This window comes from Aureimonas fodinaquatilis (assembly GCF_008369445.1).
Taxonomy (GTDB): Bacteria; Pseudomonadota; Alphaproteobacteria; order Rhizobiales; family Rhizobiaceae; genus Aureimonas; species Aureimonas fodinaquatilis.
This window is the reverse complement of record NZ_VTWH01000005.1, coordinates 71454-86525: the sequence shown is the minus strand read 5'-3', so window position 1 is coordinate 86525 and position 15072 is coordinate 71454. Positions and strand designations below refer to the sequence as shown.

The 15072-nt window shown below is 56.6% G+C and carries 12 protein-coding genes; 11 read left to right on the top strand and 1 reads right to left on the bottom strand.

Annotation, left to right across the window (positions count from 1 at the left end; genetic code table 11):
- The first annotated feature begins 69 nt into the window (after window positions 1-69).
- The 6 genes from FPY71_RS16580 (at window position 70) to FPY71_RS16555 (ending at window position 5932) form a co-directional block, all read left to right on the top strand.
- Window positions 70-825: a M48 family metallopeptidase gene (locus FPY71_RS16580; protein ID WP_149301448.1), complete on the top strand. Its 756-nt coding sequence runs from the start codon at window positions 70-72 to the stop codon at window positions 823-825.
- 72 nt (window positions 826-897) lie between these two features.
- Entirely contained in the window at window positions 898-1572 is a 675-nt protein-coding gene (locus tag FPY71_RS16575; RefSeq protein WP_149301447.1) for a phosphoribosylanthranilate isomerase, read from the top strand.
- Window positions 1569-2789, top strand: a complete 1221-nt coding sequence (gene trpB / locus FPY71_RS16570; RefSeq protein WP_149301446.1) for a tryptophan synthase subunit beta — start codon at window positions 1569-1571, stop codon at window positions 2787-2789. Before FPY71_RS16575 ends, trpB begins: the two co-directional genes overlap by 4 nt.
- An 8-nt stretch (window positions 2790-2797) precedes the next feature.
- Window positions 2798-3631: a tryptophan synthase subunit alpha gene (gene trpA, locus FPY71_RS16565; protein WP_149301445.1), complete on the top strand. Its 834-nt coding sequence runs from the start codon at window positions 2798-2800 to the stop codon at window positions 3629-3631.
- A 65-nt stretch (window positions 3632-3696) separates the two neighbouring features.
- Complete coding sequence (gene accD, locus FPY71_RS16560; protein WP_149301444.1) at window positions 3697-4569, top strand: acetyl-CoA carboxylase, carboxyltransferase subunit beta; 873 nt, start codon at window positions 3697-3699, stop codon at window positions 4567-4569.
- Between the two features lie 28 nt (window positions 4570-4597).
- Window positions 4598-5932 (top strand): bifunctional folylpolyglutamate synthase/dihydrofolate synthase, encoded by a 1335-nt coding sequence (locus tag FPY71_RS16555; protein WP_149301596.1) that lies wholly within the window; start codon window positions 4598-4600, stop codon window positions 5930-5932.
- Between the two features lie 73 nt (window positions 5933-6005).
- Here the strand turns inward: FPY71_RS16555 and FPY71_RS16550 are convergent, their stop codons facing one another.
- A complete protein-coding gene (locus FPY71_RS16550; RefSeq protein WP_149301443.1) occupies window positions 6006-7265 on the bottom strand; it encodes a hypothetical protein in 1260 nt (419 codons plus the stop codon).
- 238 nt (window positions 7266-7503) lie between these two features.
- Between FPY71_RS16550 and FPY71_RS16545 the strand changes: the two genes are divergently transcribed.
- From FPY71_RS16545 to FPY71_RS16525, 5 genes are all read left to right on the top strand, one after another.
- Complete coding sequence (locus FPY71_RS16545; RefSeq protein WP_149301442.1) at window positions 7504-9789, top strand: transglycosylase domain-containing protein; 2286 nt, start codon at window positions 7504-7506, stop codon at window positions 9787-9789.
- Between the two features lie 293 nt (window positions 9790-10082).
- Window positions 10083-12014 carry a molecular chaperone DnaK gene (gene dnaK / locus FPY71_RS16540; protein WP_149301441.1) on the top strand — a complete coding sequence of 644 codons (1932 nt, stop codon included), beginning with the start codon at window positions 10083-10085 and terminating at the stop codon, window positions 12012-12014.
- A gap of 285 nt (window positions 12015-12299) precedes the next feature.
- On the top strand, window positions 12300-13448 hold the full coding sequence (dnaJ, locus tag FPY71_RS16535; protein ID WP_149301440.1) for a molecular chaperone DnaJ: 1149 nt from the start codon (window positions 12300-12302) through the stop codon (window positions 13446-13448).
- Window positions 13449-13645: 197 nt separating this feature from the next.
- Window positions 13646-14362 (top strand): class I SAM-dependent methyltransferase, encoded by a 717-nt coding sequence (locus FPY71_RS16530; RefSeq protein ID WP_246160646.1) that lies wholly within the window; start codon window positions 13646-13648, stop codon window positions 14360-14362.
- Between the two features lie 27 nt (window positions 14363-14389).
- Window positions 14390-14980 carry a class I SAM-dependent methyltransferase gene (locus FPY71_RS16525; RefSeq protein ID WP_149301439.1) on the top strand — a complete coding sequence of 197 codons (591 nt, stop codon included), beginning with the start codon at window positions 14390-14392 and terminating at the stop codon, window positions 14978-14980.
- The last annotated feature ends 92 nt before the right edge of the window (window positions 14981-15072 follow it).

Sequence of the window (15072 nt, the reverse complement as noted above, 5' to 3'; positions counted from 1 at the left end):
CGCCGCGGCTTTTTTGTGAGTGGCACTTTTTTGCAAGTGGCACCGGGGGCATCCGGCAAAGGAGGCGGCATGAACGGTTTTCTTCCCGCCTTTTTAACGCGACACCTGCCATCCCGAGAGAAATACCCGAAAAATCTCTTGATCAGCGGGCAAAATGTGCCGGTTGATTTTCGAGAGCATCCAACTGCCAAACGTTTGATTTTGAAAATCACTTCGACCGGCACCGTTGCAGTTACCATTCCGCGGCGCACCGCGCGCAAAACCGTTCTGGCATTTCTGGATCGTCATCAGGATTGGGTGAACCAAAGGCTGGCAGAGCGGCAGGATGTGCCACAGGTTGCGCATGGCGGCGTTTTGCCATTTCGCGGTAAGCGGTTGGAAATACTGCACGAGCCGGGCCTTCGGGCAACCAGGCTGGAGAATTGCGAAGCAGGGCATTTTCGTCTCCATGTGGGCGGCGAAGCCATGCATCTTCCAAGGCGGGTCAAGGATTTTCTGGTGCGCGAAGCACGCAAGCAATTGCAATCTTCCGTGGACAGGCATTCGCAGGCTGTGGGCATGCGGCCGGCATCCATGACGCTGAAGGATACGACCACGCGCTGGGGCTCCTGCACTCACGCCCGGGGCCTGAGCTTTTCATTTCGCATCATCATGGCGCCACCCGCCGTGCTGGACTATCTGGCGGCGCACGAGGTTGCCCATTTTGTCGAAATGAACCATAGCCCTCGTTTCTGGGCTTTGTGCCACCAATTGTGCCCGCAGACTGACAGTGCAATGGCGTGGCTGAAAACCAATGGCCAGCAATTGCAGGCCATACGATTTTGAACATACAAGAGTCGCCTTTACCTGTTCGTCATTGCGGGCGATAAGCAGTGGGTTTGCTGGAAGGATCATGACTTGCGTCATCCGCACGTAAAAATCTGTGGGCTGAAAAGTCGAGAGATGATCGACACCGTTCTGTCGTGCGGAGGCAAGGAAGTCGGTTTTGTGCATTTTGCGCCCAGCCCACGCCATCTGGCCATTGACGATATGGCAATGCTGGCTGCCTATGTCGGTGGCCGCGCGCAGGTGACGATTGTGACGGTGGACGCTGACGATGCCACACTGAGCGCGATTGCTGCGAAGGTTCGCCCGGATACATTGCAGTTGCACGGGCATGAAAGCGTAGAGCGAACGGCAGAAGTGGCTGCCATGACCGGACTGCCGGTCATGAAGGCGCTGGCAATCGGCTCCGCGGAAGATTTGCAGGAAGTGGCAAAATATCAAACCGTGGCAGATCGGCTGCTGCTGGACGCCCGCCCACCGAAGAACGCCCTGTTGCCGGGCGGCAATGGCGTGGCATTTGACTGGTCGATTTTAACTGGTCTTGACCCGAAGATTGATTACATGCTCTCCGGTGGTATCAACGCCAACAACATTGCCCGGGCACTGCAAACCATATCCCCGTACGGTCTGGATGTCTCATCGGGCGTTGAAAGTGAACCCGGCGTCAAGGACGCAGGTTTGATCAACGGTTTTTTTAGCGCCTTTGAAGAGGCCATGCACTCAATGGAACAGAAGCGAGCGTCATGAACGACAATCTCAAGGCCAATTCTTTTCGCAGAGGACCGGATGCCGATGGCCGGTTTGGCATTTTTGGCGGCCGATTTGTCGCCGAAACATTGATGCCGCTGATTCTGGAATTGCAGGCCGCTTATGACGACGCCAAAAATGATCCAGCTTTTGCCAGAGAGTTGCAGGAGCTTTCCGTCCACTATGCCGGCCGGCCGTCCAGCCTGTATTTTGCCGAGGGGCTGACCGCCCATCTTGGTGGTGCGAAAATCTATCTCAAGCGGGAAGACCTGAACCATACCGGCAGTCACAAGATCAACAATTGCCTTGGGCAGATTTTGCTGGCGCGGCGGATGGGAAAAACCCGTATCATTGCCGAAACCGGAGCAGGTCAGCATGGCGTTGCTTCCGCCACGGTTTCCGCCCGCTTCGGCCTGCCCTGCGTGGTGTATATGGGCTCAACCGACGTTGCCCGCCAGGCGCCGAATGTGTTCCGCATGAAATTGCTGGGCGCCAAGGTCAATGCGGTCAGTTCCGGCCATGGCACCTTGAAAGATGCAATGAACGAGGCGTTGCGCGACTGGGTCACCAATGTTGCCGACACCTATTATCTGATTGGCACAGCCGCCGGGCCTCACCCTTACCCGGAAATGGTGCGCGATTTTCAAAAGGTGATCGGCGAGGAAGCACGCCAGCAGATTCTGGAGCGCGAAGGCCGCTTGCCTGACGCGATCATTGCCGCAGTTGGTGGCGGATCCAACGCGATTGGCCTTTTCCATCCATTCCTTGATGATGGCGATGTGCGCATTATCGGCGTTGAGGCCGGTGGACGCGGGCTGAACGGAGTAGAGCATTGCGCATCCATGACCGCTGGCAGCCCCGGCGTTCTGCACGGCAACCGCACCTATCTTCTGCAAAATGCCGACGGCCAGATTCTGGATGGTCACTCGATTTCCGCCGGGCTGGACTATCCCGGCGTAGGGCCGGAGCATTCCTGGCTGCACGACACCGGCCGGGTGAATTACGTGCCAATTCTGGATGATGAGGCATTGGAGGCATTTCAACTGCTGACGCGGCTGGAAGGCATAATACCGGCGCTGGAATCCTCCCATGCCGTGGCGCAAGCAATGAAGCTGGCTCCGACCATGAGCAAAGACCAGATCATCCTCATCAATCTGTCCGGTCGCGGTGACAAAGATGTCCACACCGTTGGCGAAATGCTGGGCGTGGAGCTTTGAAAACGCAGATGAACACCCGTATTGACAGCCGCTTTGCCGCATTGAAGGCTGAAGGTCGCCCTGCACTTGTGACCTTTTTGATGGCAGGCGACCCCAATCGTGAAACTGCCCTGGCTCTGATGCGTGGCTTGCCCGCGGCAGGCGCAGACCTGATAGAGCTTGGCATGCCATTTTCTGACCCGATGGCAGATGGCCCGGCAATTCAGAAAGCCGGGTTGCGGGCATTGAAATCTGGCGCAACGCTGAGAGCGACGCTGGAAACGGTGGCGGAGTTTCGTCAGGAAGACGATGCAACCCCTGTCATTTTGATGGGCTACTTCAATCCGATTTACATTTACGGCGTGGAAAAGTTTGTCGCCGACGCCAAAGATGCTGGCGTTGATGGACTGATTGTCGTGGATCTGCCACCGGAAATGGACGATGAACTGTGTCTGCCTGCGCTTGAAGGCGGTTTGAACTTTATTCGCCTTGCCACGCCGACCACAGACGAAAAACGGTTGCCCGCTGTGCTGCAAAACACTTCGGGCTTTGTGTATTACGTGTCGATCAATGGCATAACCGGCACAGCCGCCCCCGACACGGCAACAGTTGCCGCCGCCATCAACCGCATTCGCAGCAGCACCACGCTGCCTGTTGCAGTGGGCTTTGGCGTGCGCAACGGAGAGCAGGCCGCTGCGCTGGGCAAAGTTGCCGATGGCGTGGTTGTGGGTTCTGCGCTGGTTTCAGCGATTGAACATTCCGTGAATTCCGGCGTTGACAAAGACGCAACCACACAAGCTGTTTTTACGATTGTGCGTGAGCTGGCAGATGGCGTTCGCAAGTCACGGCTTGCTCTGGCCTGAATTAAAGCCGATATGACAGTTTCGATGCATCGCCAAAATTGCGAACAGAACAGAGGGTTCTTCGCGTGAACTGGATCACCAATTACGTTCGCCCCAAATTGACCAGCCTTCTCGGACCACGGGAAACGCCGGAAAATCTTTGGATCAAATGCCCGGAAACCGGCGAAATGGTCTTTCACAAGGACCTGGAGGCAAACCAGTGGGTGGTGCCATCGTCCGGCGTGCACATGAAAATCAGCGCACGCGAGCGGTTGAAGCATTTCTTTGACGGTGGCTCATTTGAAACTGTTGAACTGCCGAAAGTGGCGGTTGACCCGCTGAAATTTCGCGATTCCAAACGCTATACAGATAGGCTGAAAGACTACCGCTCGAAGACCGGTATGGAAGACAGCATTATTGTTGCCACCGGCGAGATTGAGGCGCTGCCGATCGTTGCCGCCGTTCAGGACTTTGCCTTCATGGGCGGTTCATTGGGCATGGCAGCGGGCGAAGCCATTGTGACGGCCGCAGAAAAAGCAGTTCATCTTTACCGCCCGTTGGTTTTGTTTGCCGGCTCCGGCGGCGCGCGCATGCAGGAAGGCATCCTTTCGCTGATGCAATTGCCGCGCACCACTGTTGCGGTCGACATGGTCAAGGATGCAGGTCTTCCCTACATCGTTGTGCTGACGAACCCGACCACTGGCGGCGTGACAGCATCTTACGCGATGCTGGGAGATGTACACATTGCGGAACCGGGCGCATTGATCGGTTTTGCCGGTGCCCGCGTTATCGAACAGACCATTCGCGAAAAACTGCCCAAAGGGTTCCAGCGCTCTGAGTATCTGATGGAGCATGGCATGGTGGACATGGTGGTTCACCGCCATGAGTTGAAACCGACAATTGCCCGTCTGCTGAAGATTCTGACGCACACACCCGTCACTACGGCAACCGCCGCCTGATTGCGGCACGGCCAGAGGCAGCATGACAATGACCGCCGATCCGCTTGCGGATGCAGAAATCACCTCTCTGATGTTGAAGCATCCCAAGGGCTTCGATCTGGCGCTGACACGCATCAGGCGCCTGCTTGCAGCCCTGGGAGACCCGCAAAACCGGCTGCCTCCGGTGCTTCATATCGCAGGCACCAACGGCAAAGGTTCAACCATAGCTTTTGCGCGTGCCATTCTGGAGGCCGGTTGCGCGGCGGTGCATGTTCACACCTCGCCACATCTTGTTTCCTGGCGCGAGCGTTACAGGCTGGGCCGCAAAGGCGAGACTGGGCAATTTGTTGAAGACGAAGTTCTCGCAGCGGCAATTCGGCAGGCAGTTGCGGCCAATGGTGATGAGCCGATCACCGTTTTCGAAATTCTGACCTCGGTTACTTTTCTTTTGTTTTCTCAGCATCCGGCGGATGCCGTGCTGCTGGAAGTTGGCCTTGGCGGACGCTTTGACGCAACCAATGTCATTGATCATCCAGCGGTTAGTGTTGTTTCCAGCATTTCGCTGGACCATCAGGCCTATCTTGGCGACCGGGTGGAACTGATTGCGGCTGAAAAGGCCGGCATTTTCAAACCCGGTGTTCCGGCGGTGATCGGCCATCAGCCAAGTGATGATGCCCGGGAAGTTTTACGGACGAATGCCGAACGGACGGGTGTTCCACCGCAGATTTTTGGTGAAGACTTCATTGCCTATCAGGAGCATGGCCGCTTTGTGTACCAAGACCAGCGTGGCCTTCTGGATTTGACACTGCCCGCAATGATCGGCAGGCACCAGCTCTCCAATGCTGCATTGGCAATTGCCGCGCTCAGGGCCGGCGGGTTTGACCCGTCCGATTCCGCCATTGAAGCCGGGGTGGTAAATGCCAACTGGCCGGGGCGAATGCAGCGGATAGGACGCGGCAGACTGTTTGATCTCGCAGTCGCCGGCTCGGAATTGTGGCTCGATGGCGGACACAATCCCGGAGCGGGCATTGTGGTTGCAGAAGCCATTGCCGAGATGGAAGACAGGATCCAACGGCCTTTGTTTCTGATTGCCGGCATGTTGAACACAAAGGAGCCGATTGGCTTTTTCGAGGCCTTCGCCGGAATGGCGCGGCATGTGTTTACGGTTCCCATCACGTCATCAGACGCCGGGATGTCCCCGGACGAACTGGCCGACGCCGCGCTGGACGCCGGACTGGAAGCCGAGCCGTGCGACAGTGTGGAAGAAGCGATCAGACTTATTTCCACCGGCTGGCAGTCGGAGCCCGCACCGCGAATTCTGATTTGCGGGTCTCTCTACCTTGTCGGTGATGTCCTGAAACAAAGCGACATTGCCCCTGTCTAGATTGTTCGATGATCGTTTGGACAATGGCGTTCACTGAGCAACGACCCGCCAGGATGCATCGCGCAAAATCAACCTAGTGGACAATCGCCGGGTCAAGTCTGGGAAGCGCGCGGATTTTCCATATTCCATCGGCCAGTTTGCGGGCATAGGAAAATGGCAATGATGCCTCCCAGCTTCCTGACTGCACAAGCACCCGATAGCTGCACACCGCATCACCCGCTTCGTTCAGCAGGGTCCAGTCCAGCGCGGTTCCATCCGGCACATCCACCTCTCCGCTGATCTGCGGAAAACCGAAATTCGCTCCGACATGATCATCCTGCCAGCGTCTCGGCGCATTACAGGGCGGAAATGGGCGGTTGCCCGGATAGTCGAAAATTTCATCGTGCGACAAGACGCTTTTGCGCATGGTGGGCCAGACCCGAAAGCGCAGAAAATGCTGGTCAGCATGGGTGGCAGCATATTCGCCCGCGGCCATGAACATCGGCACTTCTGCCTGCATGTTCCACGCGATGCCGCCGCAGCCACCCCACATGCCCGCCAGAATCAACTCGGAATGAGTGGTCGAATCCCGCATGACGTGGAACCACTTGTCTGAGGCCAGCCATTCCGCGATTGCCGCAACCTCACGCGGGGCAATGACCGAATCCGCATCGCGGATCAGATATCGTGCCACCTTTTCGTCATCCACCACGACAAAGCGCCACATCAGTGGATGCACGATCTGCCTGACATGCGTTTCAAGCACACACAACTCGCCACCCGCAGCGGCGATACGGCGCAACACATCGTCAGGAACAGTCTCATCCACGTAAAAGCGGCATGTCCAGCCGGGAAGCATCTGGGCAACAGCTTGGCAATTCAATATTGCGCATTCGCAATACCGCGCCTTGTCGCCAAAAAGTGAGAAGGCAATGATGTTAATCGCTTGCGGATCAAAACGTGGCGGCGTTTCCCGGGGCAGCTCGTGGCCTGGATCCGCCAGGGTCTGCTGGTTTTTCATTGCGAGTGAGCGGCTACCATACAAGCGCACCTTGTCGAGCACTCCGAGCTCGCCATAAATCTCTGAAAGAATGTCAAAAAAATTCGCGCTGCGTTTGTCTTCGGGCAGGTGCTCGGCAATCTGCATCGCCTCATCATAGCGTCCAAGGCGCGAAAGGCAGCAGATTTCCTGCTCGACAAAGGGTGGCCAATACAAAATGCCCAAGCCCTGGCGCGCCACTTCCAGAGCATCGGCAAAACGGCCAGCCATAAACAGCTGACCAGCTTTTTCACGAAGTTCGTTGAGTTGCGCCGTCAGATTGGCTAGATCCGGACCGGATGTTTTCGGCTGCATTCTGGTCCACTCCAATTCCGGACGCGTTTTCCGGTGATTGTGACCAAAGCAGCGCGACACACAATAAACCCAGGATGGTTCGAGAAACACAATTGTAATCCTGGGTTCATGTAGACCATGGCAATAATACAACAGGGCTTTGTCGTATTTCATAACGACTCGTTAAACCGCCATATTTACCCTGCAACGGCGGTTCAAGCCGCAAATGCAATGATCGGGCGCGGACGAAGGAGACATTATGGGTTTAGGCCGGAAAGAGCCGCGTATCGAGCCAAGTTTTTCTGGCTCACGTCGCACCAGCGATGATGGCGGGCTGCGTGTTTCCGCCGATGACCGTGCCGCGCCTGGCGCCTGGAAATCCGGAGAACGGGAAAAAATGCCGCGTAAAAAGCGAAATGCTCGTTCCGGTGGCGGCGGGAATGGCGGGAGCGGGCGCCGCAAACGCAGTTTTTTTGGACGGCTCGTCAGCCTTGGTTTTATGCTGGCCTTCTGGGGCATGGTGGCCGTGGCCGGTGTCGTTGGCTATTTCGCCATCACCCTGCCGCAAGAGGCATGGGTTGTGCCGGACCGCCCACCCAACGTGCGCATTGTCTCCGTAACGGGCGATCTGATGGCCAATCGAGGCCTGACCGGCGGTGAAGCATTGGCGCTGGACCAGATCAGCCCTTATCTGCCAAAGGCCGTTATTGCGATTGAAGACCGGCGCTTCTATTCACATCTCGGCGTTGATCCGATTGGCATTGTGCGCGCCTTTGTCGAAAATATGCAGGCTGGCGATACGGTGCAGGGCGGCTCCACCCTGACGCAGCAATTGGCCAAGAATATTTTCCTGACTCCGGAACAGACCATTCAGCGCAAGATACAGGAAGCCATTCTCTCGCTCTGGCTGGAACAGCGTTTCACCAAGGATCAGATATTGGAAATGTATCTGAACCGCGTTTATTTCGGTTCGGGCGCAACCGGTGTTCAGGCCGCCGCGCGGCGGTATTTTGACAAGAATGCTGATGAGCTGACACTCAGTCAGGCGGCGCTGCTTGCCGGTGTCCTGAAGGCCCCTTCCCGCCTGTCGCCCGTGCGCGACCCCCAGGGCGCCAAGGCCCGTGCCGATGTCGTCCTGCAATCCATGCTGGATTCCGGCTTCATCAATCAGGCAGAATTTGAAGCGGCCCGCGCAGAGCAGCCGACACAGGCCCGCAGTTTCTGGACCGGTGCCGAGCACTACGCCGCAGACATGGTGATGCGTGACCTGAGAACTCTGGTTGGTGAGGTGAAACAGGATGTGGTGGTGGAAACCACCATTGAGCTGCCGCTGGAAAAGGCCGCTGAGGAAGCCATTCGCGAGACAATCGACAATGCGCGGCAGAATGTGACGCAAGGTGCGCTTGTGGCCATAGATGGCACTGGCGCAATTCGCGCTATTGTCGGGGGCCGGGACTACGCCGAAAGCCAGTTCAACCGCGCTGTGGATGCGCGGCGTCAACCCGGCTCGGCCTTCAAGCCATTTGTTTATGAAACCGCGCTGGAATTTGGCTGGCGGCCGGAAAGCATGATGATGGATCAGCCGACCACCATCGGCAATTGGTCACCTTCCAATTACGACAACAAGTTTCGCGGACCGGTAACCATGGCACAGGCTGTGGCACAGTCCCTGAACACCACGGCGGCTCAGCTTACCGCCGAACTTGGCCCGAAAACCGTGATTGAAACGGCAACCACCATGGGCATCACCGCTCCCATGGCGGAAAATGCCTCAATTGCGCTGGGAACCTCGGAAGTTTCGCTGCTGGAACTGACCGGTGCCTTTGCACCCTTCGCCAATGGCGGTTATCGCGCAACGCCGCATCTGGTCAACCGCGTAACCACTATGGATGGCGAGGTGCTGTATGAACGTCCAGCCGAAATCCCGCCGATTATTGTTACGTCAGATATTGCAGCAATGATGAATGCCATGCTGACCGGAGTTATCACATCGGGTACCGGCCGCAGGGCCCAGCTGCCCGGCTGGCAGGTTGCCGGAAAAACCGGCACCACGCAGGATTTTAAAGACGCCTGGTTCATTGGCTATACGGCCAATCTGACCACAGGTGTCTGGCTGGGCAATGATAATGGCAAGCCCATGAACAAGGTGACTGGCGGCTCCTTGCCCGCTGATGCCTGGAAAAGCTTCATGGTGGAAGCTCATGCCGACCTGCCCCCCATGACTCTGCCGGGCGATTATGTGATCGGTGGTCAGGAGGAAGCTCCGATGGCGGCCAATGACCCTTACGGCAACAACCCTGCCGCGGTGTATGTCGACGAATATGGCAATCTTCTTGACCAGTACGGCAATGTATTGCCGCAAGCGCCGCTGGCCGGGCAGAGCCAGCAGGCCCAGCAGCCTCAGCCGCAATATCAGCCGGCCCCCGGAGAGCCTGCCCGTATTGTCCGGCAGGATCAGTTGCCTCCGGATGCAGTGCTCGAAGGTCCGGTCAACCAGGGCCGTGCAAGCGATCGTTCGCTGTTTCGCGGGCTGTTTGGCGGGTAGACCCATTCTGGCGATCTCATGATCGCCCTGATGGCCATGCCTTTCTGTTCCGCCGCACAGTCCTGCCGTTGAAAAGATATCGTTTCGACGCGAAATGCCCTGAAGAAAGTCATCTTCGTTCACTGCGAAGTGATTCAACTCCTTGCATGGCGAAATCACCGTTCATATATAGCTGACAGCCTGACAGCCCGGCCTCTGTGGCATGGTTGCCGGAACATATATAACGCACAAGGAATCGCAGGCCGGAACGCCTCCATGAGGGTCCGGGCGGTTCGCTAACGAAGGAGAAACTTATGGCCAAGGTGATTGGTATCGATCTCGGCACAACCAATTCATGCGTTTCCGTAATGGACGGCAAAACGGCGAAGGTTATTGAAAACGCGGAAGGCGCGCGTACAACGCCCTCCATCGTTGCTTTTCTGGATGACGGCGAGCGTCTCGTCGGCCAATCCGCCAAGCGCCAGGCCGTTACCAATCCTGAGAACACGCTTTTCGCCATCAAGCGCCTGATCGGCCGCACATATGACGATCCGATGACCCAGAAGGACAAGGGTCTTGTTCCTTATGAGATCGTGCGGGCCGACAATGGCGATGCCTGGGTCGCAGCGGAAGGCGGCAAGTATTCGCCATCGCAGGTTTCGGCAATGATTCTTCAGAAAATGAAGGAAACCGCTGAGGCCTATCTGGGTGAGAAGGTCGAAAAGGCCGTCATTACGGTTCCCGCCTACTTTAACGATGCCCAGCGTCAGGCAACCAAGGATGCCGGCAAGATCGCCGGACTTGAAGTTCTGCGCATCATCAACGAGCCGACAGCGGCAGCGCTGGCCTATGGCCTGGAAAAGAACGACGGCAAGACCATTGCTGTCTACGATCTGGGCGGCGGCACGTTTGACGTTTCCATTCTGGAAATCGGCGATGGCGTTTTTGAAGTTAAGTCCACCAATGGCGATACATTCCTTGGTGGTGAAGATTTTGACATGCGTCTGGTTGAATATCTGGCGGCCGAGTTCAAGAAAGAACAAGGCATTGACCTGAAGAACGACAAGCTTGCCCTGCAGCGCCTGAAAGAGGCTGCTGAAAAGGCCAAGATTGAGCTGTCTTCGGCAACGCAGACTGAAATCAACCTGCCATTCATCACCGCTGATGCGACTGGTCCCAAGCACCTGACGCTGAAGCTGACCCGCGCCAAGTTTGAAAGCCTGGTGGACGAGCTGGTTCAGCGCACTGTGCAGCCCTGCAAGGCTGCGTTGAAGGATGCTGGCCTGACCGCCGCAGACATTGACGAGGTTGTGCTGGTTGGCGGCATGACACGCATGCCAAAGATTCAGGAAGTGGTGAAAAACTTCTTCGGACAGGAGCCACATAAAGGCGTGAACCCGGACGAGGTTGTGGCAATGGGCGCGGCCATTCAGGCCGGCGTTCTGCAAGGCGACGTCAAGGACGTTCTGTTGCTGGACGTAACCCCGCTGTCATTGGGCATTGAAACTCTGGGTGGCGTGTTCACACGGCTTATCGACCGCAACACAACCATTCCGACCAAAAAGAGCCAGGTGTTCTCCACCGCTGACGACAACCAGAATGCCGTGACAATTCAGGTGTTCCAGGGCGAGCGTGAAATGGCGGCTGACAACAAGTCTCTGGGCCGTTTCAACCTGGAAGGCATTCCGCCAGCACCACGTGGTGTGCCGCAGATTGAAGTGACCTTTGACATTGATGCCAACGGCATTGTCAATGTTTCCGCCAAGGACAAGGGCACGAACAAAGAGCAGCGCATTACCATTCAGGCATCGGGCGGTTTGTCTGACGCCGACATTGAAAAAATGGTCAAGGATGCTGAGGCCAATGCCGATGCGGACAAGTTGCGCCGCGCAGCGGTTGAGGCGCGCAATCAGGCAGAAAGCCTGATTCACTCGGCCGAAAAGTCGGTGAAGGATTACGGCGACAAGGTTTCTGAAGACGACCGCAAGGCGATTGAAACCGCTATTGCTGATCTGAAGGCAGAGCTGGAAAATGCCGACGCCGACGCCGAGGCTATCAAGTCGAAGAGCGAAAAGCTGGCCGAGGTTTCCATGAAACTTGGTCAGGCCATGTATGAGTCTGCACAGGCAGACGCCGGCGATGGCGAGGAAGCTGGCGCTTCTGCACAGAGCAGTGACGGCCGCGACGATGTTGTCGATGCCGACTTCGAAGAGGTCAAGGACGACGACCGCAAGAAGTCTGCCTGATCAAGGCTCCGGCGCATTTCCTGTTGAGGCGCTTGAGCTTCAACGGCAGGGCAATGCGACAAAACAGAGTTGGAGAGGGACAGGTGGTCGGAAGATCACATGAAACGCTCTAAAACCTCAGGTAAGCATTGTGCCCGTTTTGATTTATCAGAGCGGGCACAATGATATAGATCGTCTTTATCGGCGGCCGTGCCTGTGGTAACGCGGTGCGGTCGTTCCTATGTGATAGTCAAAGGCAGATGCCTTCGTTATTCCCGATAGCTAGATTTTTGGATTGGTGCAGCAGTGTCCGTAAAGGTCGATTACTACGAAATGCTCGGTGTCACGAAGACATGCGACGGCAAAATTCTAAAGTCGGCATTTCGCAAGCTCGCTATGCAGTATCATCCCGACCGCAATCCCGGTGATGAAGCGGCGGAAATAAAGTTCAAGGAAATTGGTGAAGCCTACGAGGTTTTGAAAGACCCGCAGAAGCGCGCCGCCTATGACCGCTTCGGCCATGCTGCATTTCAGAATGGCGGTGGGCAGGCTGGCGGCGGTTTCCGCCCGGACTTTTCGTCCTCCATGTCCGATATTTTCGAAGATATTTTCGGCCAGATGCACGGGTCTCGCCGGGGCGGCCGCGGCCCGACAAATGGCCGCGAGCGCGGCTCTGATCTTCGCTACAACATGGAAATCTCACTGGAGGAAGCGTTCACCGGCAAAAGCGCTGAAATTCGCGTTCCGACCACCATTCAGTGCGAGCCGTGCAACGGCTCAGGTGCCAAGCCGGGAACTTCGCCTCGTGCATGCCCCACGTGCGGCGGTGCCGGGCGCATTCGCGCCTCGCAAGGCTTTTTCTCCGTGGAGCGGACCTGCCCCACCTGCCATGGCAATGGTCGCATCATCGCCGATCCTTGCCAGAAATGCGGCGGCTCAGGGCGCAGACCTCAGGAACGCAATCTTTCGGTCAACATTCCTGCCGGCATTGAAGATGGCACACGCATTCGCCTTTCAGGAGAGGGTGAGGCCGGCCTGCGCGGCGGCCCTGCGGGTGACCTTTATATTTTCCTGTCAGTCCGTGGCCATCCGTTCTTTCAGCGGGATGGTGCCGATCTGCACTGCAAGGTGCCGGTTTCCATGACAACCGCTGCTTTGGGCGGTTCTTTTGAAGTCACCACACTGGATGGTGGCAAGAACCGCGTCAAAGTGCCGGAGGGTACGCAGGCTGGCACCCAGTTCAGGATACGCGGCAAGGGCATGTCGGTTCTTCGCTCGACACAGGTCGGCGACCTTTTCATTCAGGTCACGATCGAAACGCCGCAGCATCTTTCGCGCCGCCAACGCGAATTGCTGGAAGAGTTTGAGAAAATATCTTCTTCGGAAAACTCGCCGCAATCGACCGGTTTCTTCTCCCGAATGAAGGAATTTCTCAGCGGTCTGAGCGACAGTTGAACCACCAATCAGCAGGAAAAATCCAAAAAGTTCGGTCTATGGGCTTCCGTCAGGCAGTTGAATGACTACTGTCGCGAAAAAATAGCACTGCTCTGCTACAGCGAGTGCAAGCGGCACTTTCGCCGCCCACGCGCAGACGCAAAGCAGGAACCGATGAGCGGATCAGGTCGTGCCTCCGGCTGCCCGAACCGCTTGCAATGGACCGATCCGAGATTCTGGTGCTGATGGACTTCAAGAACCCACCTGTCTTTTCCAGGCGCTTTAAGGCGCTTCCAGCAAAAGTGCTGGGCGGTATTGCCGATACGCGAAAAAACTCGCAGGCGGTGGACATGTCGCGGTTTCTGGCGGGCTGGTTGAAGAAGCCGCTGATGACCGGCGCCATCTTTCCCTCTTCCGTGGCGCTGGGCCGCCAGATGGCGGGCTACGTGCCCCTGCCGCTCGGTGAAAACGAGGTTGTGCTGGAATTGGGACCTGGCACCGGGGTTGTCACGCGCTGCCTTCTGGAGCGGGGCATACCTGAAAACAAGCTGGTCCTGCTCGAATATTCCGCGCAATTCTGCAAACTTCTTCATTCGCGTCTGCCGGAAGCGCACATCGTGCAGTCTGATGCCTATGCGCCAGGCCCTGCGCTGGCAAAGGCGCTTGACGGGCGCACAATCCGGGCCGTGGTATCCAGCCTGCCCTTGATGACCCGACCCGACCACCAGCGCGAAGCGGCAATCTCAACCTATCTCACGCTGATGCAGCCCGGCGGCCGTTTTATTCAGTTCACCTATGCGCGGCGTGCGCCGGTTCTGCCGGAACGAATCAATGCGCGGATGGAAAAGTCCAACTGGATAAAATTGAACCTGCCTCCTGCACGAATTCTGGTTTACCACCGTGACATTGGTCCGGACCCTGCACTTTCCACCTGAACGTCTATTCAAGCCAAGAGCCAGACCATGAGTGAAATGCAAAAGACCAGAGGTGATTGGGCCAAGTTTTTTGGCACATGGTTGCGGCACCCGGTTAAAATGGGCGCAGTGGCAGCCTCATCCGACGAATATTGCGATGAAATGGTCTCGCACTCGACAATTGATCTGCCGGGCCGAATTCTGGAACTGGGACCGGGCCTTGGCGCCGTAACCAAGGCGCTTTTGCGTGCAGGCGTGGATCCGGCGCGAATAGTTTCCATCGAATATGATGCAGACTTCGCCAAAGCTCTGAAACAGCGCTTTCCCGGAATCACCGTTATCAATGGCGACGGGTTTGATCTGGATGCCACCCTGGGCGATGGAGGGGCGGAGAAATTCGCCACAATCCTGTTCGCCATTCCAATAGTGAACATGAAGCAAGCCGAGCGGCAAGCCTTGTTGCAACGCTATTTCACCCGGATGACACCCGGCGGCAAGCTGACCCAGCTTTCCTATTTGTGGAAACCGCCAGTAAAGCCGGTTTCCGGATTTTTTGATGTTACCTGCTCACGGGTGATCTGGAACAATATACCGCCCGCACGGGTCTGGATTTATTCCAGAGATAACACTAACAGATAGATTAACCATATTCATGGCCGGATATATTTTTATTAAGCAATAAATATGCTTGAAAAAATGAAAATATAGATCATTCTCTGCGTCAATTGCTG